Genomic DNA, 19,284 nt, shown 5'->3' with positions numbered 1-19,284 from the left:
GTCTTCGGGAACAACGGGAGTCCGGCGCGATCACCGCCTTCGGGAAGGGGTCGATGCGCCGGGCTTCCGGCTGATTCCGTTGACCCTGCCCAGCAGCCGGCGTATCGTCACAAAGAGGAAAACAGACAATTCGATCGGGGAAGAACGTGCCGCAACGCCGCGCCTTGCCCCGGTCGGCGCGGTAGAGGCGCACGTTCCTTCCAGCGGCTTCGGGGGGAGTTCAATGTCTGGCGTTCGCGGCTCGTTCCTGCGTTCCGGTGGCGGCCGTTTGCGTTGCGCAATCGCGACAAGCAGCGGAATTCTCGCTTTGGCGCTGTCCGCCGGCCTGTGGATCGGCGGCGCGGCGAAGGCGCAGGAAACCCGGATCATCTATCCCGGTTCGATGGCGCTCACCGGCTTTCCGGGCACCACCATTCCCGATTTCGATCAGGGATTGCCGCCCGGCGTCGACCCAGTCGACGAGACCTTCATCGACACCTCCCGCGCATCCTTGCGCATTTTCGACGTTTCCAATCTCGGCGGACCGGCTTCCGGCCAACTGGTCAACACGCCTCCACCCTTCGAGGTGACGGCCGGCCAGATCGGCGAGGTGTTCGGCCTCGCCTATGACGATGGCGTGCGCGACGGCGTGCCATCGGGCATCCCGAACCTCTATGCGGCCGCGACCTCGATGCACGGCGTCGAGATCGTCACGCCGGACGCCGACAATGACGGCAGGCCGGAGCGGCAGCGCCGCGGCGCCTCGGGCGCGGTCTTCATGGACGGCCAGTTCGGCACCGAGAATGGCGGCAGTCCAGGCACGATCTGGAAGATCGACGGCATCACCGGCGCGGTCTCGAAATTCGCCGACATCGACACCAACAGCGGCCCCGGCATCGGCAACCTCGCCTTCGATGCTACTCATCGCGAGTTCTTCGCTTCGGATCTCGATAACGGGCTCATTCACCGCATCGATATCGAGGGCAATCTGATCGACAGCTTCGACCATGGCGTAGCCGGCCGCCCCGCGCATGGGCTAGCCCCAGTCGCCGACGACGGCGCCGCCATGGACATCCAGACTGCCGCTTTCGATAGCGAAGACCCCGCGACCTGGGGCTACACGCAGGATGCGCGTCGGGTCTGGGCCGTCGCCTATCATGGCGGCCGGCTCTACTATTCCGTCGGCGAGAAGGCCGAAATCTGGTCGGTCGGCATTGCGAGCGACGGAAGCTTTGCCGGCGATCCGCGCTGGGAACTGACGGTCAAGGCGGACCAGGACTACGCCGTCACCGACATCGCCTTCGACAACAAGGGCTTCATGTATCTCGCCCAGCGCGGCCCGGTCGAGAACCGCTACGATTACAGCCGCTTCGCCGATTCCGGCAAAGGCGAGTTGATCCGCTACTGGCGCGAGGACCCGGACGACCCGGCGACGGAATCTGCCTGGGTCCAGGTTCCAGAGGAATATGCGGTCGGCTTCCCGCAGGGCAACCGCCAGTCGACCGGCGGCGTCGACCTGCAATATCGCTATGACGCCGAGGGTAATCTCGACTCGTCCGTCTGCACCGACACCGTCGTCAACACCGGCGACAAGCTGCGCGACAATCCGGAGCTTTCCGAGCGGCTCGCCGCCGGCGGGCCGCTTGCCGTGCATGGCGTGCAGCTGACGCCGAGCGCGCTGGTCAAGCCGGCCGACGTGCCGCCTTTCGGCTCCTGGTTCGTCGATTTCGACGGTTATTTCGAAGAACCGGACGTGCAGGGCCATGTTGGCGACGTCAGGGTCTGGCGCCCCTGCGAGGGCCGCGCAGGCTATTACGAGGAAATCCCCGGCGGCGGCTATCTGCCCCCGTTCTACCCGCCCGATTTCCCGCCGCCCGGCAATCTGCCGCCCTGCGTAGATGTCGAGGACGTGCATTACTACTGCACGCCGCGCGGGCTTCGGGCCGAACTCACTCTCCATGACCATGCCGGCTTCGGCGGCGATTCGATCAAGGCGCAGTCCAGGACGCCCGGCGTCGGGGTGACAACCCCCATGTCGCATGTCCCGGGCAAGCCCTACACGGTCGACATCACTGGCCATGATCCGGGCGACACCGTCAATGTCGGGCTCTGCTTCTACCGCAAGTCCGACCAGGACAAGGGTGGCTACTATCCTTGCTGCAAGATGACGCTGCCGCTCAGGACGCCGGCCGTCGACTGCGAAGCGCCGAGGAGGGACAGATGAGCGATCTCGCCCACTCCCGCCCCGCCTCGCGCAAAACCGTCATGGAGACGATCATGAAACCACTGTCATATGCCAGGCGCGGTGCGCGCTGGCTGATGGCGGCCGGTGTCGCGGTCGCCATGACGGCCTTGCCGGCGCTCGCCCAGGACCAGGCTCCGGCCGCAACCAACCAGGCCACCAGTCCAGCCTCACGCGGCATCAACGCGGAACTTGCGCGGATCGTGCCGTTCTTCACCAAGAAAGGCGGCCAGAGAAGCTGCGATACGGTCGAATATGTCCTGAGCTTCGGCATCCATGGCGACCCGCAGGACTTCGACCGGCCAAGCGTGGCTGCCTTGCTCAAGGCGACGAGGCTCGATTTCAGGGACCAGCTGCCGCACGGCCTGCAGATCGTCAGCGTCGATGTCGCCGGCGACGGCACCAGCGCCTCCGGCGGACCGCTGCCCGCTGCTTCGATCAGCACGTCGGCCAGCCCGACCGACACGGCCAGCGTTTCCAACTTCCGTATCAGCGCTGCCAACCTTGATGGCGCGGGTGCTGCGAACGAACGCGTCGTCACCTTCCGCATCACCGCCAAGATAGACCATGCGACCTTTCCCGTGCCGACGACGGTCGACAACCAGGGTGAGATCGAGGTGGCCTTTAGGGGCGGTCCGGCAACAACGATCCGCTCGCAGGATCCGGACAAGCCCGACGACGGCGATTTCCTCACCGGCGTGAAAACCTCGATCAAGATCGACCTGACCAAATGCTACCCCCCGCCTCCGCCTCCCGGCAAGGAATGCTTCAAGGTCGAGCGCGGCACGGTCGATTGCGTGCCCGGCGGCGGCGCCTTCATCTACCACATGCCGGTCGGCCCGGAGATGGGCGGCAAATGGGTGCAGGTGTCGACGACCACGCCCGGCGTCAGCATCGTTCCCGACACGCAGAAAGTGCCGGTCGGCGGCGGCGTGCTGAACTGGAAGCTCATCGGCGCCTCGCCCGGCGAGACCATCCACCTCATCGTCACCGGCATCGAGACCTATGCCGGGCCGAAGGAGGGCTGGGGGCTCTGCTGCACGCAGGTCATCGACATCGTCATCCCGCGCGATTTGAGATGTCCGCCGAAGGACAAGGAACCGGACCTCAAGGTCGAGAAGCATGCCGACGTGCCGCGCTGCACGATGGCGGGCGGCTGCGACTTCACCATCACCGTCACCAATGTCGGCGACGCGACCTATAACGGCAAGATCGTGCTCGACGAGGTGACATTGCCGGCAGGCGCCGTGCTGACCTCCGGGCCGAATGCGCCGTGGGTCTGCGTGCCTGGCACGACGCCGATGACCTGCACCTATCCGGCGGTGACGCTCAACCCCGGCGCTTCGGTCAACCTCAAGCTCGGCTTCAAGCCGGCTGGCGGTTGGCAGGGCGGCGCGCTGCGCAACTGCGCCGCCTATGACTACCAGGCCAGCGGCAAGCCGCTGTTCGGCAGCCAGCAGAACGACCGCGGCTGCGCCTCGATCCCGATCTGCCGGCGCGGCGATCGCGATCCGCAGTGCAATCCGCCGGTCGAGAAGAAGGTCGACCTGATCCTGAAGAAGCGCGCCCGCGCCCCGGTCTGCACGCCGGACGGCGTCTGCTCTTTCGTGATCGACATCATCAACAACGGCACCGGCACCTATAACGGGCCGCTGACGGTGATCGACAACTACCCCGGCGGCGCGCCGACCTCGTCGACCTTCGGGCCGAGCCCGCCATGGACTTGCGGACCGAACCGGCCTGGACAGTTCCGCTGCGACAATGCCGGCATCGCGCTGCCTCCGGGCGCCTCGGCGCCGATCGTCGTCAAGGCGGTGATGCCGGCAAACTACCGGCCGGACACGGTGGAGAACTGTGCCGAGGTGAAGGGCATTGCCGGCGAGGTCGACCTCGCCAACAACAAAGCTTGCGCCACCGAGCGCATCCGCCATCCGAATGGCGGCCAGCCCGGACTGCGCATCACCAAGACCTGCGGCGGATCGCTTGCCGGCGCCGCGGTTGTTTCCTGCCGCATCACCGTCACCAATACCGGCACCGCCGCCCCCACCGGACCGGTGCGGGTCAACGATGCCACCACGCTGGTGTCGGGCGGAGCGCCTGTGCAAATCCAGAGCGTCACCCCTGACGGCGCGGACTGGGCTTGCGGACCGGTGCCTGCCAACACGCTGTCGTGCCAGATTCCCGGCGTCGTGATGACGCCCGGAACCAGCCGGCACTTCGACGTGACGGTGAGCGGCAACGGCGCGTTCGAGAATTGCGCGCGCGGCTCCTACGGGCCGGCGTCGGGTGACGACATCGTCCACCCGATCGGCCAGGCCTGCGTGAAGGCCGGCGGCACTTCCACCATCCGCGTCGAGAAGACCGGCGATGCCGAATGCCGGCCGGGAGAACCATGCTCGTTCGAGATCACCATCACGAATGACGGGCCTACCCCGTTCTCCGGTCCGGTCCGCATCGGCGATGCGATCGGCGTGGAAGGTCTCGGCCGGCTGGAAGGCGTCCGGATCACCTCGATCGACCCGCCCTTCGGCTGCTCGCCGGAGCCGGCGACGCTGCCCGCGTCCTGCATCGCGAACCTGGCGCTCGGCGCCGGCGAAAGCCGCAAGCACCATGTCACCGTGACCCTTCCCGACGACAGGCGGCTTGCCGATCCCAAGGGCACGGTCAGCGGGCAGAACTGCGTCGGCGTGCTGTCGCCGAACACGCCGGTGCAAAGCGGCGGCGACGTGCTGTCGCGCACACCGAGCGGCGTGCAGGGCGATCGCGGCAAGGCCTATGCGTGCCATCCCTTCACCATCAGGCATGAGGTGAAGAACCAGTGCTTGTATGGAATGGTGCTGAACTCGGCCGGCCGCTGTGTCTGTCCGGAAGGCACCACCTTCCGTGACGGCCAATGCTCGTCCGGTGGCAGCAAGCTTCTGCCGCTGCCGGTGCCGCAGCGTTGCGTCCTGCTCCAGGGCCAGATCCGCACCGAGGACGGACGCTGCGTCTGCCCGCGCGGCACCGAACTGGAAAACGGCAAGTGCGTTCAGAGCGGAGAGCCGCAGGAGCCGCAATGCACGCTGCGTCCCGGCCAGTACCGCGACCAGGACGGCAATTGCGTCTGCCGCCGCGGCGAGCTGGTGAACGGCGTGTGCCAGGTCGTCCCGCCGAAATGCACGATCCGTGGTGCAGTGCTGACGACGGACGGCTGCTTCTGCCCGAAAGGCACGCATCTCGACCGTGCCGCCAAGGCTTGCGTGCCTGACAGGCAGCCGCCCGCCCAGTGCCGTGTCCGCGGCCAGTCCCGCAATGCCGATGGCGATTGCGTCTGCCCGAGCCGCACGGAGGTGCGCGGCGGCGCCTGCCGGCCGATCGTGTCGAAGCAGTGCCCGATCCGCGGCCAGCTGCGCGACGCCAACGGTAACTGCGCCTGCCCGGACGGCCTGGAGGTGCGGGGCAAGGCCTGCCAGCGGTCGAAGCCGAGTCAGGAGCAATGCGCCATCCGCGGCCAGGTCCAAAACAAGCGGGGTGACTGCGTCTGCCCGCGCGGGACCGAAATCCGCGACGGCGCCTGCCGCAAGCCGCCGGTGGAATGCGCACCGGGTGCGGAGTTCATCGACGGACAATGCCAGCCGGTCTTCACCCGGCGGCGCTGCCCGGTCGGCACCACCGGACGGTTCCCGGACTGCACGCCGATCCGCAGGCGGCCGGGTGTCGAGATCAACCCCGGCATCCTGCTCAACCCGAACGTGCTGCGTCAATTCCCGCAGCGTCAGCCGCGGCGCATGTTGCAGGACCCGACAGGCGCGAACATCCAGTAGCATCAAGCCGCAATTGCCGGCTGAAGAAGAACCCGCCGGAGCGATCCGGCAGGTTCTTTTCCACATCACGGCAGGCGAGCGATGCGCCCGTCCGAAAACATGCTTCCCCTTGGCCGGTTCATGGTCTAGGCAATCGCCCTGACAGGCGCGACCACGCGCGCAGGACTGCCGGGAGAATTTGCGCCATGAGCAAGAAGACCCTGATCGCGCCATCGGTGCTGGCGTCGGATTTCTCCAAGCTGGGCGATGAGGTCGAGGCGGTCGCGGCGGCCGGCGCCGATTGGATTCATCTCGACGTGATGGACGGCCATTTCGTGCCCAACATCACCTTCGGCCCGCCGGTGATCAAGGCGATCCGCAACCGCACCAAGGCCTTCTTCGACTGCCACCTGATGATAGCTCCGGCCGATCCTTACCTGGCGGCCTTCGCCGAAGCCGGCTGCGACGGCATGACGGTGCACGCCGAGGCCGGGCCGCATCTCGACCGCTCGTTGCAGACCATCAAGAGTCTCGGCAAAAAGGCCGGCGTCTCGCTCAATCCGGCAACGCCGGAAACGGCGATCGAATATGTGCTCGACCGGCTCGACCTGATCCTGATCATGACGGTCAATCCGGGTTTCGGCGGGCAGGCCTTCATCCCGGCGATCGTCGACAAGGTGAAGCGGGTGAAGGCGCTGATCGGCAGACGGCCGATTCATATCGAGATCGATGGCGGCGTCTCGGCAGAAACGGCGCCGCTGGTGACCGCGGCCGGCGCCAATGTGCTGGTGGCGGGCGCCGCAGTCTTCAAGGGCGGCAGCGTCGAAGCCTATAGGGCAAATATCGAAGCAATTCGCACTGCTGCCGACAAGACCGCCAGTTGAACGCGTGGCCGTCCGATCTCTCGCGGAAGTTGCATTGTCCCGATAGAGATTGAACGACTGTTCAATATGTGAAGCAGTGTAGGAATATCAGCTTTTTGTCGAGATTTACTTTGTTCGATAAATAAACGGCCCATCTTGTCTTAAAGTCGAATATCACAACCTTCCGCTTGAGGCGCCACTGCCCGGCTGTATGATACATGTACGGAAATTGCTTCGCCGAGGGGGCCCTGGCACAACAGGGGCAAGCAACAGGAGTTCGATTGACAAACGGAAACACCGAGCCGGGCGAAAGCAAGGGCGGCAAAAGCACGCTTGCCAGCTCGGTCTACCAGCAACTGCGCGACGACCTGCTGCGCGGCGCTCTGGAGTCCGAAACGAAGCTGCGTGTCGAATGGGTCGTCTCGCGCTATGGCGCCGGCGCCTCTCCCGTGCGCGAGGCCCTCAACCGCCTGGCCGCCGAGGGCCTGCTCGGCCGTCATGACCAGCGCGGCTTCTTCCTGATGCCGGTCAGTGCCGCGGAACTGGAGGAATTGACGCGCACGCGCTGCTGGCTGGAGGAGCGGGCGCTGCGCGAATCCATTGCTCACCGCACCGCCGAATGGGAAGAGCAGCTGGTGCTGGCGCTGCACCGCCTTGCGCGCGCCGAGCGCCGCCTGCCGGATGACCCAGCCACCAACAATCCGGAGTGGGAGAAGCTGCACCGCGCCTTCCATCGCGCTCTGATCGCGGCATGCCGGTCGCACTGGCTGATCGGCTTCTGCGACCAGCTTTCCGATCAGGCCTCGCGCTACCGCCTGATCTCGCAAAATGTGCCGGGAATGGGTCGCGACGATCTCGGCGAGCACCGCGTGATCGCCGAGCGCACGCTGGGCGGCGATGCCGACGGCGCAGTCGAGGCGCTCCTCAACCATTACCGCATCACCGCGGCGATGTGCATGGAACGCTTCGCCCAGGGCTATGATCCGGGGGCCGGCAAGTCCAAACGCGGCCGCAGATAGCGGGCGCTAAACCGCTGCGCAGTTTCGCTGAAATCTGATATTCGCTCGGCCGAGCGCGACGCTTGTGCCGTCGGCGCGCTCCGAGGACGTTTCATGATCAATCATCTCTTCAGCGCCTTCCGTTCCCGCATGCCGGCGCCCGGCCGGCTTCTGATGGAGACGGATGACGGCCGTTCGATCACGTATGGCGACATGCTGGCGAAGTCGGCGCAGCTGGCGCATGCCCTGGCGCAGGCGGGCGTCGAGCCCGGCGACCGCGTTGCGGTCCAGGTCGAGAAGAGCCCCGAGGCGGCGCTGCTTTATCTCGCCTCGCTGCGCGCAGGCGCGGTCTTCCTGCCGCTCAATACCGCCTATACGCTGCCGGAGCTCGACTATTTCTTCCGCGACGCCGAACCGAGGCTGATCGTGTGCGATCCGGACCGTCTTTCCGGCGTCGAGCCGCTTGCCGCGGCGATCGGCGCGACGGTGCTGACGCTTGGCCGCGACGGCCAAGGAACGCTGGCCGGCCAGGCTTCGCGACAGGCGACGGAGTTCAGCGATGTCGCGCGCGGGCCGGACGATCTTGCCGCGATCCTCTACACTTCCGGCACGACCGGCCGTTCGAAGGGCGCGATGCTCAGCCACGAGAACCTCGCCTCCAACGCCCGGGTGCTGGTGGAGCACTGGCGCTTCAGCGCCGACGACGTGCTGATCCACGCGCTGCCGATCTTCCACACGCACGGTCTGTTCGTCGCCACCAACGTCATCCTGGTGGCCGGCGCGAAAATGTTGTTCGAGCAGAAATTCGACCCGGCGCGCATCCTGTCGCTGATGCCGCGCGCGACGGCGCTGATGGGCGTGCCGACCTTCTATGTGCGGCTGCTGCAGCAGGAGGGGCTGAACCAGGATGCGGCCAAGGGCATGCGCGTCTTCATCTCCGGCTCGGCGCCGCTGCTCGCCGAGACGCACAAGGCCTGGCGCGAAAGGACCGGCCACGCCATCCTCGAGCGCTACGGCATGACCGAGACCAACATGAACACCTCCAACCCCTATGACGGCGAGCGGCGCGCCGGCACGGTCGGCTTCCCCCTGCCCGGCGTTTCGCTGCGTATCACCGATCCCGAGACGGCCAAGCCACTGGCCCAAGGTGAGATCGGCATGATCGAAGTGAAGGGCCCGAATGTCTTTGCCGGCTATTGGCGGATGCCGGAGAAGACGAAGGCCGAATTCCGCGACGACGGTTTCTTCATCACCGGCGACCTCGGCCTGATCGACGCCGACGGCTATGTCCATATCGTCGGACGCGGCAAGGACCTGATCATCTCGGGCGGCTACAATGTCTATCCGAAGGAGATCGAGAGCGAGATCGACGCGCTGGACGGCGTGGCCGAAAGCGCGGTGATCGGCGTCGCCCATCCCGATTTCGGGGAAGGCGTCACCGCCGTCGTGGTGCGCAAGCCGGGCTCCACGATCAGCACCGCCGACATCGCCGCCGCCATCGCCGGACGGCTGGCGAAATACAAGCATCCGAAGCAGGTGATCTTCGTCGATGAACTGCCGCGCAACACGATGGGCAAGGTGCAGAAGAATGTGCTGCGCGAGGCGTATAAGGATATCTATACAGCTACTAAGGCGGCTAACAACACAGGGCCGTCATCTTAGGGCGGACCAAGAAGCGAAGCGACGCGCGCAGACCCTAGGATCCACGCCGTTACGCCAAGACCTTGTAATGGTTACAGCATTCTGCACCGTTGCGCTCTGCGGCAGAGGTCACTGAATGGATCTCGGGTCAAGCCGGTCAAGCCCGAGGATGACGAAACCGCGAAGGCTTACGCGCCAAAAACCCTCTCGCCGCCGATCCAGACGTTCCTGACATCCAGGTCCTCCGACAGCCGAACAATATCGGCCGCTGCCCCGTTGGCGAAGCGGCCGAGGCGATGGGCTTGGCCGATCGCTTCGGCGGGATAGAGCGAGGCCATGCGTAGGGCCTCCTCGAGCTCCAGGCCCACGACGCGGTGGACGTAGCGAACGGCCGAAATCATGTCGAGGTCGGCACCGGCGAGCGTGCCGTCGGCAAGCCGCAAACTCCCGTCCTTGCGGTAGATGGTGCGGCCGTTCAGCGTGAAGGACGTCATGTCAGTGCCGATCGTCGCCATGGCGTCGGTGACGAGCACTACCTTACCTGGCCCCTGCTTGCCGCGCAGCGCGAGGATCATCGTCGCCGGATGGACATGGATACCATCGGCGATGATGCCGGCGTACAGGCCGCCGCTGTCGATCGCCGCGCCCGCCAGGCCCGGCTCACGGTTGCCGATCTGGCTCATCGCGTTGAAGAGATGCGTGACCACCGTGGCGCCAGCTTCGGCGAAGGCGCTCGCCGTCGCGTAATCGGTATCGCTATGGCCGAGGCTGACGACGACGCCGGCCTTGGCCAGCGCGGTGACGCGATCCGGCTGCACCGATTCCGGGGCAATCGTGGTGAGCAGCACGGGAAGCTCGCTGCGCGCGGCGATCAGCGCCGCCTGGTCGGCGTCGGTCATCGGCCGGATCAGCGCCGGATCATGCGCGCCCTTGCGGGCGATGGAGAGATGCGGACCTTCGAGATGCAGGCCGAGGAAGCCCGGCACCTGTTCCCGAGCGGCCTCTGCGCCGGCGGCAATCGCCGCGGCGGTGATCGCCGGCGTGTCGGTGATCAGCGTCACCAGCAGCGCCGTGGTGCCGAAGGGCGCATGCGCCCGGCAGATGGTCTCGATCGAGGCGACGTCGGGATGGTCGTTGAGCATGACGCCGCCGCCGCCATTGACCTGGATGTCGACGAAACCCGGCACAAGCAGGCCGCCACCGGTCTCGACCGCCGAAACGCCGGAGGGGATTGCACCGGCGGGCACTATGGCGTCGACCACTCCACCCTTGACGACAAGAGCGGCGGCGTCATGCCAGTCGGCGCCGTCGAAGATGCGAGCGCCGGTGAGTGCGAAACGGTCGCTCATACGGTTTCCGTCACCTTGCGCAGGTTGCGCGGCGTATCCGGGTCAAGGCCGCGATGGCGGGCGAAGGCCTCGACGAAGCCGTAGAAGGACACGATCAGCGACAGCGGATCGGTCAGCGGGTGGCCGGTGGCGACATGCGGCAGAAGCCTCGCGGCCTTCGCCTTGTCAGAGGTGATGAAGGCGGCGGCGCCCTTGGCCGTCAGGCCGTCAGCCGCCTCGGCGACCGAGGGCTCGGACGCATCGCGCGCGGCGAGCGCCAGGACCGGGAAACCCGGCCCAACCAGCGCCAGCGGCCCATGCATGACCTCGGCGGCGCTGTAGGCCTCGGCATGCATGGCGCAGGTTTCCTTGAATTTCAGCGCCGCCTCGCTGGCGATCGCGAGGGACGGGCCGCGGCCGAGGATGAACAACGATTGCGGGTTCTCCAGCGCGGTGGCGAGTTCCATCCAGTCGCAGGCGATCGCCTTCTCGAAATGGCTGGGCAGGCCGGCAAGCGTCTTGAGCAGCGCCTGATCGTCGGTGGCATGCGCCATCAGCGCCAGGCCGGCGACGGCCGAATTGACGAAGGTCTTGGTGGCCGCGACGGAGCGTTCCGGTCCCGCCAGGATGTCGATGGCATAGTCGGAGGCGCGCGCAAGCGGCGAGTCGGCGGTGTTGGTGATAGCGACGGTCAACGCGCCGCCGGCCCGCGCCGTTTCGGCCATGGCAACGATGTCCGGGCTTTTGCCCGACTGCGAAATCGCCAGGCAGGCCGAGCCGCGCAGCCTGAGCTTCGCGCCGTAGATGGAAGCGATCGACGGCCCGACCGAGGCGACCGCCAGGCCAGCCGTCAGCTCGACGGCATATTTCATGAAGGTCGCGGCATGGTCGGACGAGCCGCGCGCCACGGTGACCACGAAATGCGGGTCGCGCTCGCGCAAGCCGCGCCCTGCTTCGGCCAAAGCCGAGGCCGAGCCGTCGAGAAGGCGGCCGGCGGCTTCAGGGATCTCGTCGATCTCGCGCCGCATATGGGTGGTGTTGGCGCTCATGGCCGGATCTCCTCTCCCGGCCCGGTCAGCCGGAGTTCCGCGACGAAATCATAGGCGTCGCCCCTGTAGACCGAGCGGGTGAACTCGATCACCTTGCCGCTCGCCAGATAGGAAATGCGCTCGATCTGCAGACCGGCAACCCCCGGCGGCACTTCCAGGAGACGCGCGTCGGCGTCGCCGAGATTGGTGGCCGAGATGCGCTGCACGGCGCGGACCGGCCGATTCCCGGTCGTGCCAAGCGCGGCATAGAGCGAGGAGCCGATCGCTTCGGGATCGGGCAGGACACTGGCCGAGAGCGCCGCGCGCTCGATCGCCAGCGGCGTGTCGTTGGCGATGCGCAGGCGCGCGACGCGCGCTACCAGCTCTGTCGAGGACAGGCCAAGCACCATCATCTCGTCCGGCGACGGCGCATAGAGGCCGCGGTCGAGCCAGACCGAGCGCACAGTCATGCCGCGGCGCGCCATGTCCTCGGTGAAGGAGGTGAGCCGCGACAGAGATTGCTCGACACGCTCCATGCGAGGCGCCACGAAAGTGCCCGAGCCGTGGCGCTGGACGAGGATGCCGCCCTTGACCAGGTCCTGCACCGCCTTGCGCACGGTGACGCGCGAGATATCGGCCTTGCTGGCGATGTCGCGCTCGGACGGCAGCGCATCGCCGGGGCCGATCAGACCGCGATTGACCGCTTCCTCGATGCTGCGCCTGAGCTGCAGGTAAAGCGGAGCGCCGCTCTGCGAGGATTCCTTCAGCATTGCGAAGATCTGATCGGCGGCGCTCATCGCGACGCCTCCGGCAACATGGCGAAGATCTGGTCGGCGGCGCTCATCGGGCGGCCTCCGAGCCACCTGCGAAGAGGCGCAGGGCCATCTGCACGGCGCCGCCCAGCGCGTCGTCGAGCGGGGCTTTGAGCAGCGACCGATAGCGTGCCGACAGGCGCGGCGCGTAAAGCGGCGCCAGGCCGCCAAGCAGGCAGAGCGGCGCACCATCGGCAAGATCGAGCGCGCCGAGCGAGGCCTCGACATCGGCCACCGCCTTGTCGAGGATGAAGTTGGCGACGAGATCGCCCTTTTCGGCATGCTCGAAGACCTTCGGCGCGAAGCCGCCGAAATCGCCGGGCTTGGCGTTGGTGGTGAATTCGACCACGTCTTCGGGATTGTTGCGGAAGACGGCGAGCATGGCGTCGGTCAAAGGCGAGCCTGGACGGATGCCGTCATAGGCGAGCAGCGTCTGTTCAAGCAGGTCGCGGCCGATACGGGCGCCGCTGCCCTGGTCGCCGACCTGGAAACCCCAGCCGCCGATGGCCCGCGACTTGCCATTTTTGCGCGCCATATAGGCGGTGCCGGTGCCCAAAATGGCCATAGCGCCGTCACCGGAACCGACCGCGCCCTCGAGCGCGATCTCGGCATCGGTCTCGACGCGACTCCGGCTGAAGGGCAGGATCGCCTCGATCTGCTGCCTGTAGGTTCCGACATTGGCGCCGGCGAGGCCGAGAATGGCGGGCGTCTGCGGGATCAGCTCCGGATCATGGCCGGCGGCAAGGAAGGCCTGCCTGGCCGCCTCGACGATGTTGGCGCGGGCGCCGGTGAGGTCGGTGCGGATGTTGGCGGCGCCGCTCTTGGCGCGGCCGACGACGGCGCCGTCGACGGTCGCAAGGGCCGCCCTGCAGCTGGTGCCGCCACCATCGATGCCAAGCACGAATTTCACGCGATTTCTCCTCGGAGCCGCATAATACCAATAAAATACCAATAGCCAAGAGTTAATTTCGGTTCAAAAAAGATTAAGCCGTGTTTTACTGAAAATCCAAGCTAATTTGCCGGCAAGCGAGTTCCGTGGTCCGAAATTCGTTAATGCATGTGGACAAGTGGTATTTTTTTGGTATTGTTCGTTCAGTTGGAGGAAAATGCATGGCCGAGACGCGCACGGAAGCGCTCCACCAGAATGCCGAAGGGCTGGATATCCAGGCCCCGGAAGCCATCCTGGCGTTCCTGGCCAATGCCCAAATCGAGGCCAGCAAGGCCGTGCACGGCGCCATTCCGGCGATCGCCGTTGCGGCAGAACTCATCGCGAAGCAATTGAAGAACGGCGGCAAGCTCGCCTATGCGGCTGCCGGCAGCTCCGGCCTGATGGCCGTGGCCGACGCGCTGGAACTGCCGGGCACCTTCGGCATCGCGCGCGACCGCATCGCCATCCTGATCGCCGGCGGCGACGACGCCTTCCGCACGCTGGCCGGCGGACCTGAGGACGACACCGGGCAAGCGTCGGCGGCCGTAGCCGCGGCCGCCATCGGCAAGCGCGACTGCCTGATCGCCATATCCGCCAGCGGCTCGACCCCCTATGCGGTCCAGGCGCTGCATGACGCGAAGAGCCGCGGCGCGGCAACCATCGCCATCGCCAACAACCGGGGCGCCGCGCTGTTCAAACAGGCCGACGTCGCCATCCTGCTCGAAACCCCGCCGGAGTTGATCGCCGGTTCGACGCGCATGGGCGCGGGCACCGCGCAGAAGATCGCGCTCAACATGCTGTCGACGCTGACCGCCATCCATCTAGGCCATGTCCATGACGGCTACATGGTCAATCTCACCGCCGACAACATCAAGCTGCGCGACCGCGCCGTGCGCATGGTCGCCGCCATCAGCGGCAAGAGCCGCGACGACGCCGCCCGCCTGCTTGAGGAAAGCGGTGGCGTCGTCAAGACAGCCATTCTGCTCGCCGCCGGCGCGGCCAACGCCGACGCGGCCGAGAAGATACTGGAAGGAACCGGCCAGAAGCTTCGGCCGGCGCTTTCCGCGCTGGGGCATGATCCCGAAAAGTGGAACCCGCTTTTCGGAAAAGATCATGCCCTAACAAAGAAGTAGGGCCTGTTTCATCCCGACTTCCATCGGGGTGAAACGGGCTTGCGAGGGGAGCAAGGGGCGCTGAGCCTCTGTTCTCATCAGAACCGAACCTGAAAAAGGTCAACAGGGAGACTGAAGATGACGACCAAACTACTGACGGCCCTTCTGCTCGGCACAAGCATCCTCGGCACGACCGGGATGGCGCTGGCCGAGGACGTGACGCTCAACATCGAAAGCTGGCGCGGCGACGACCTGACCATCTGGAAGGACAAGCTGATCCCGGCCTTCGAAGCCAAGAACCCCGGCATCAAGGTGGTGTTCGCGCCTTCGGCGCCGACCGAGTATGACGCCGCACTTGGCGCCAAGCTCGCCGCCGGCTCGGCAGGCGACCTGATCACCTGCCGCCCCTTCGACAAGTCGCTCGAGCTGTTCAAGAAGGGTAATCTCGCCGACCTGACCTCGCTGCCGGGCATGGAGAACTTCTCGCCCGTCGCCAAGTCCGCCTGGCAGACCGATGACGGCAAGTCGAGCTTCTGCGTGCCGATGGCCTCGGTCATCCACGGCTTCATCTACAACAAGGACGCCTTCGACAAGCTCGGTCTCAAGGTGCCGACGACCCGCGACGAGTTCTTCGCCGTGCTCGACAAGATCAAGGCCGACGGCACCTACATTCCGATGGCGATGGGCACCAAGGACCTCTGGGAAGCCGCGACCATGGGCTACCAGAATATCGGCCCGAACTACTGGAAGGGCGAGGAGGGCCGCGCCGCCCTGATTAAGGGCGAGCAGAAGCTGACCGATCCGCAGTGGGTCGAGCCCTTCAAGGAACTGGCAAAGTGGAAGCCTTATCTCGGCGACGGCTTCGAGGCGCAGACTTATCCGGACAGCCAGAACCTGTTTACGCTCGGCCGCGCCGCCATCTATCCGGCCGGCTCGTGGGAAATCGGCCTGTTCAACACCCAGGCGCAGTTCAAGATGGGCGCCTTCCCGCCGCCGGTCGAGAAGGCGGGCGACACCTGCTACATCTCCGACCATACCGACATCGGCATGGGCCTGAACGCGGCGTCGAAGCATCAGGAAGAGGCCAAGAAGTTCCTGTCGTGGGTCGCCTCGCCGGACTTCGCCACTATCTACGCCAACGCGCTGCCGGGCTTCTTCAGCCTGAACTCCTCGCCGGTGAAGATGGAAGACCCGCTGGCGCAGGAATTCGTCTCCTGGCGCGGCAAGTGCAAGTCGACGATCCGCTCGACCTACCAGATCCTGTCGCGCGGCACGCCAAACCTCGAGAACGAGACCTGGGTTGAATCGGCCAACGTGATCAACGGCACCGACACGCCGGAGGCCGCGGCCAAGAAGCTGCAGGACGGCCTCGACAGCTGGTACAAGCCGGCGAAGTAAGCAGATCGATTGCGATGCCGGCCGGGCGCGCGCCCGGCCGGCATTCGAACAGTTCCAGATCGCGATTGTCGGCGCAGCCTCCCGGTCTTACCCTCGATCTCGCGGGGAAGACGGAGCCGATCTGTCGCTGGCCTTGTCTTTCCCAAAGGGGACAGCCAAGCCGTGCATCGAGGCATCAGCTAGCATCACCTGAACTGGAACCCAGAGACGGCGGGGAACCGAACTCATGGCTACCAAACTCATGGCTACCAAACTTATGGCTGCAGAAACGCGAGCGAAAAGACCGATCCGCTGGCATGTCGGCGTCTTCCTGGCGCCGGCGGTGCTGGTCTACACCGCTTTCATGATCCTGCCGCTGTTCGGCACCCTCCAGCTCTCCTTGTTCCGCAACATCGAGCAGTCCCAGGTTTTCGTTGGCTTCAGCAATTTCCGCACGCTGTTCGGTGATCCGAACTGGTCGGTGAATTTCTGGAACGCGTTGAGGAACAATGTCTGGTTCTTCATCATCCATATGATGGTGCAGAACCCGATCGGCATCCTGCTCGCGGCGCTTCTTTCCAGCCCCAGGCTGCGTTTCACCGCCTTCTATCGCACAGCCATCTTCGTGCCGACGGTTCTGTCCTTCGTCATCGTCGGCTTCGCCTGGAAGCTGATCCTGTCGCCGATCTGGGGCGTGGCGCCGCATCTGATGGATTTCGTCGGCTTGAAGAGCTTCTTCACGCCGTGGCTCGGCAAGGAGCAATATGCGCTGACGGCGCTCAGCCTGGTGTCGGTCTGGCAGTTCGTCGGCATCCCGATGATGCTGATCTACGCGGCACTGCTGTCGATCCCCGACGAGGTGATCGAGGCGGCCGAATGCGACGGCGTTACCGGCATGGCGCAGTTCTGGAAGATCAAGCTGCCGCTGATCCTGCCTTCGATCGGCATCATCTCGATCCTGACTTTCGTCGGCAATTTCAACGCCTTCGACCTGATCTACACCGCGCAGGGGGCGCTCGCGGGGCCGAACTATTCCACCGACATCCTCGGCACCTTTCTCTACCGCGCCTTCTTCGGCTTCCAGCTGCAGGTCGGCGATCCCAATATGGGCGCCGCGATCGCCACGATCATGTTCCTGATCATCCTCGCCGGCGTCTGCGTCTACCTGTTCCTCGTGCAGACGCGCCTGCGTCGCTACCAGTTCTGAGGCGCGCCATGAGCACAGCCACCCGTTCGCTTCCCCGCGCTCTCGGCGCGCATGCGATCCTTTTGACCTACACCGCGATCGCGCTGTTTCCCGTGATCCTGGTGGTGATGAACTCGTTCAAGTCGCGCGCGGGCATTTTCGGCGCGCCGCTGACGCCGCCGACGCCCAAGACCTTCGACCTGATCGGCTACACAACCGTGTTCGGCCAGGGCGATTTCTTCCACTATTTCCAAAACAGCCTTGTCGTCACCGTCGCCTCGCTGTTCTTCGTGCTTCTGTTCGGTGCCATGGCCGCCTTCGCGCTTTCGGAATACCGCTTCCGCGGCAACACGATGATGGGACTCTACCTGGCGCTCGGCATCATGATCCCGATCCGCCTCGGCACGGTGGCCATCCTGCAGCTGATGGTGGCGACGGGTCTGGTCAACACGCTGACGGCGCTGATCCTGGTCTACACCGCGCAGGGCTTGCCGCTGGCCATCTTCATCCTGTCGGAATTCATGAAGCAGGTGTCCGACGATCTGAAGAATGCGGGACGCATCGACGGGCTTTCGGAATACACGATCTTCTTCCGGCTGGTGCTGCCGCTGGTCAGGCCATCGATGGCGACGGTCGCCGTCTTCACCATGATCCCTATCTGGAACGATCTGTGGTTCCCGCTGATCCTGGCGCCGTCGGAACAGACCAAGACGGTGACGCTCGGCGCGCAGCTCTTTCTCGGCCAGTTCGTCACCAACTGGAACGCGATCCTGGCGGCGCTGTCGCTCGCGATCCTGCCGGTTCTGATCCTCTACGTCATCTTCTCGCGGCAGCTGATCCGCGGCATCACGTCGGGAGCGGTGAAGTGAGCGAGGACCTGCAATTCCTGCGAGGCCAGCGCTTCACCCCATCAAGAGAGAATGCAACCGTTGGAGTAGCTCTGTGAGTTCAGAAAAACCCCTCCGCGTCGTCGTGGCCGGGCTCGGCAATATGGGGCGCAGCCACGCGCTGGCCTATCACACCAATCCGGGGTTCGAGATCGCCGCGCTCGTCAACCGATCCGACGTGCCGCTGCCGGATGGGCTTGGGCGTTACGGCATCCGCCGCTCCTTCGAGGACGTGCTGCGCGACGAGAGGCCGGATGTGGCCGCGATCGCCACCTATTCCGACAGCCATGCCGAGTATGCGGTGCGGGCGTTCGAGGCCGGCTGCCATGTCTTCGTCGAGAAGCCGCTGGCAACGACGGTTGCCGACGCGCAACGCGTCGTCGACGCCGCCAAAGCCAACGGCAGGAAGCTGGTGATCGGCTATATATTGCGCCACCATCCGTCCTGGATCCGGCTGATCGCCGAGGCGCGCAAGCTCGGCGGCCCGTATGTCTTCCGCATGAACCTCAACCAGCAGTCTTCCGGCCACAGCTGGGAGACGCACAAGCAGCTGATGCGAACCACATCGCCGATCGTCGATTGCGGCGTGCATTATCTCGACGTGATGCTGCAGATCACCGATGCGAGACCCGTGGAAGTGCGCGGCATGGGTGTCAGGCTGACCGACGAGGTGGCGCCGTCGATGTACAATTACGGCCACCTGCAGGTGCTGTTCGAGGATGGCTCGGTCGGCTGGTACGAGGCCGGCTGGGGACCGATGATCTCGGAGACGGCCTTCTTCGTAAAGGACGTGATGTCGCCCAAGGGCTGCGTGTCGATCGTCATGAAGGAAGGCGTGAAGTCCGACGACATCGACACCCACACCAAGACCTCGACCATCCGGCTGCACAGCGCGGCGACCGGACCGGACGGCAAGTTCGCCAAGGAAGACCAGCTGCTGTCGATGGAAGGCGAGCCGGGCCACCAGGAGCTTTGCGACCGCGAACAGGCCTTCCTGCTCAAGGCCATCCGCGAAAATATCGACCTCACCCGCCACATGGACGATGCCGTGAAGTCGCTCGCCGTCTGCCTTGCCGCCGACGCAAGCGTGCGCAGCGGCAACGCCGTAAAACTCTAGAACA

The 19,284-nt window shown here is 65.5% G+C and carries 14 protein-coding genes; 10 read left to right on the top strand and 4 right to left on the bottom strand.

All coding sequences use genetic code 11. The features are described 5' to 3' along the window. Positions 1-223: 223 nt before the first annotated feature. The 5 genes from FJW06_RS22610 to FJW06_RS22590 all read left to right on the top strand — a co-directional run bounded on the left by FJW06_RS22610 (position 224) and on the right by FJW06_RS22590 (position 9,526). Entirely contained in the window at positions 224-2,203 is a 1,980-nt protein-coding gene (locus tag FJW06_RS22610; protein ID WP_140754654.1) for a hypothetical protein, read from the top strand. After that, the gene (locus tag FJW06_RS22605; protein WP_140754652.1) at positions 2,200-6,024 is read left to right on the top strand and encodes a DUF11 domain-containing protein; all 3,825 of its coding nucleotides are present in this window, start codon (positions 2,200-2,202) and stop codon (positions 6,022-6,024) included. Before FJW06_RS22610 ends, FJW06_RS22605 begins: the two co-directional genes overlap by 4 nt. A 185-nt stretch (positions 6,025-6,209) precedes the next feature. Further along, a complete protein-coding gene (gene rpe / locus FJW06_RS22600) occupies positions 6,210-6,887 on the top strand; it encodes a ribulose-phosphate 3-epimerase (RefSeq protein ID WP_140754650.1) in 678 nt (225 codons plus the stop codon). Between the two features lie 260 nt (positions 6,888-7,147). Continuing rightward, complete coding sequence (locus FJW06_RS22595; protein WP_246674787.1) at positions 7,148-7,885, top strand: GntR family transcriptional regulator; 738 nt, start codon at positions 7,148-7,150, stop codon at positions 7,883-7,885. A 93-nt stretch (positions 7,886-7,978) separates the two neighbouring features. Then, positions 7,979-9,526 (top strand): malonyl-CoA synthase, encoded by a 1,548-nt coding sequence (locus FJW06_RS22590; RefSeq protein WP_140754646.1) that lies wholly within the window; start codon positions 7,979-7,981, stop codon positions 9,524-9,526. A gap of 167 nt (positions 9,527-9,693) precedes the next feature. Here the strand turns inward: FJW06_RS22590 and nagA are convergent, their stop codons facing one another. The 4 genes from nagA to FJW06_RS22570 are packed head-to-tail and all read right to left on the bottom strand — an operon-like array spanning position 9,694 to position 13,583. Beyond that, positions 9,694-10,854 (bottom strand): N-acetylglucosamine-6-phosphate deacetylase, encoded by a 1,161-nt coding sequence (gene nagA / locus FJW06_RS22585; protein WP_140754644.1) that lies wholly within the window; start codon positions 10,852-10,854, stop codon positions 9,694-9,696. Further along, complete coding sequence (locus FJW06_RS22580; RefSeq protein WP_140754642.1) at positions 10,851-11,882, bottom strand: SIS domain-containing protein; 1,032 nt, start codon at positions 11,880-11,882, stop codon at positions 10,851-10,853. The genes nagA and FJW06_RS22580 overlap by 4 nt, the downstream gene beginning before the upstream one ends. Further along, the gene (locus tag FJW06_RS22575) at positions 11,879-12,658 is read right to left on the bottom strand and encodes a GntR family transcriptional regulator (protein ID WP_112128385.1); all 780 of its coding nucleotides are present in this window, start codon (positions 12,656-12,658) and stop codon (positions 11,879-11,881) included. The genes FJW06_RS22580 and FJW06_RS22575 overlap by 4 nt, the downstream gene beginning before the upstream one ends. A 43-nt stretch (positions 12,659-12,701) precedes the next feature. Further along, entirely contained in the window at positions 12,702-13,583 is an 882-nt protein-coding gene (locus FJW06_RS22570; protein ID WP_140754640.1) for an N-acetylglucosamine kinase, read from the bottom strand. Positions 13,584-13,783: 200 nt separating this feature from the next. Here FJW06_RS22570 and FJW06_RS22565 point away from each other — a divergent pair, with 200 nt between their 5' ends. The 5 genes from FJW06_RS22565 to FJW06_RS22545 all read left to right on the top strand — a co-directional run bounded on the left by FJW06_RS22565 (position 13,784) and on the right by FJW06_RS22545 (position 19,280). Then, positions 13,784-14,734, top strand: a complete 951-nt coding sequence (locus tag FJW06_RS22565) for an N-acetylmuramic acid 6-phosphate etherase (protein WP_140754638.1) — start codon at positions 13,784-13,786, stop codon at positions 14,732-14,734. Between the two features lie 117 nt (positions 14,735-14,851). Next, entirely contained in the window at positions 14,852-16,111 is a 1,260-nt protein-coding gene (locus tag FJW06_RS22560; protein ID WP_140754636.1) for an ABC transporter substrate-binding protein, read from the top strand. A 256-nt stretch (positions 16,112-16,367) separates the two neighbouring features. Next, positions 16,368-17,297, top strand: a complete 930-nt coding sequence (locus tag FJW06_RS22555) for a sugar ABC transporter permease (RefSeq protein ID WP_140754759.1) — start codon at positions 16,368-16,370, stop codon at positions 17,295-17,297. An 8-nt stretch (positions 17,298-17,305) separates the two neighbouring features. Beyond that, the gene (locus tag FJW06_RS22550) at positions 17,306-18,145 is read left to right on the top strand and encodes a carbohydrate ABC transporter permease (RefSeq protein ID WP_140754634.1); all 840 of its coding nucleotides are present in this window, start codon (positions 17,306-17,308) and stop codon (positions 18,143-18,145) included. Positions 18,146-18,218: 73 nt separating this feature from the next. Next, the gene (locus FJW06_RS22545) at positions 18,219-19,280 is read left to right on the top strand and encodes a Gfo/Idh/MocA family oxidoreductase (protein ID WP_140754632.1); all 1,062 of its coding nucleotides are present in this window, start codon (positions 18,219-18,221) and stop codon (positions 19,278-19,280) included. Positions 19,281-19,284 lie beyond the last annotated feature (4 nt).

Origin of the sequence: Mesorhizobium sp. B4-1-3, assembly GCF_006439355.1 — a bacterium.
GTDB lineage: Bacteria > Pseudomonadota > Alphaproteobacteria > Rhizobiales > Rhizobiaceae > Mesorhizobium.
This window is presented reverse-complemented; position numbering and strand designations above follow the sequence as displayed.

Coding starts and splice junctions, on each gene's coding strand:
- FJW06_RS22610 (WP_140754654.1), top strand. CDS start 224: ATGTCTGGCGTTCGCGGCTCGTTCCTGCGTTCCGGTGGCGGCCGTTTG.
- FJW06_RS22605 (WP_140754652.1), top strand. CDS start 2,200: ATGAGCGATCTCGCCCACTCCCGCCCCGCCTCGCGCAAAACCGTCATG.
- rpe (WP_140754650.1), top strand. CDS start 6,210: ATGAGCAAGAAGACCCTGATCGCGCCATCGGTGCTGGCGTCGGATTTC.
- FJW06_RS22590 (WP_140754646.1), top strand. CDS start 7,979: ATGATCAATCATCTCTTCAGCGCCTTCCGTTCCCGCATGCCGGCGCCC.
- nagA (WP_140754644.1), bottom strand. CDS start 10,854: ATGAGCGACCGTTTCGCACTCACCGGCGCTCGCATCTTCGACGGCGCC.
- FJW06_RS22580 (WP_140754642.1), bottom strand. CDS start 11,882: ATGAGCGCCAACACCACCCATATGCGGCGCGAGATCGACGAGATCCCT.
- FJW06_RS22575 (WP_112128385.1), bottom strand. CDS start 12,658: ATGAGCGCCGCCGATCAGATCTTCGCAATGCTGAAGGAATCCTCGCAG.
- FJW06_RS22565 (WP_140754638.1), top strand. CDS start 13,784: ATGGCCGAGACGCGCACGGAAGCGCTCCACCAGAATGCCGAAGGGCTG.
- FJW06_RS22560 (WP_140754636.1), top strand. CDS start 14,852: ATGACGACCAAACTACTGACGGCCCTTCTGCTCGGCACAAGCATCCTC.
- FJW06_RS22555 (WP_140754759.1), top strand. CDS start 16,368: ATGGCTGCAGAAACGCGAGCGAAAAGACCGATCCGCTGGCATGTCGGC.
- FJW06_RS22550 (WP_140754634.1), top strand. CDS start 17,306: ATGAGCACAGCCACCCGTTCGCTTCCCCGCGCTCTCGGCGCGCATGCG.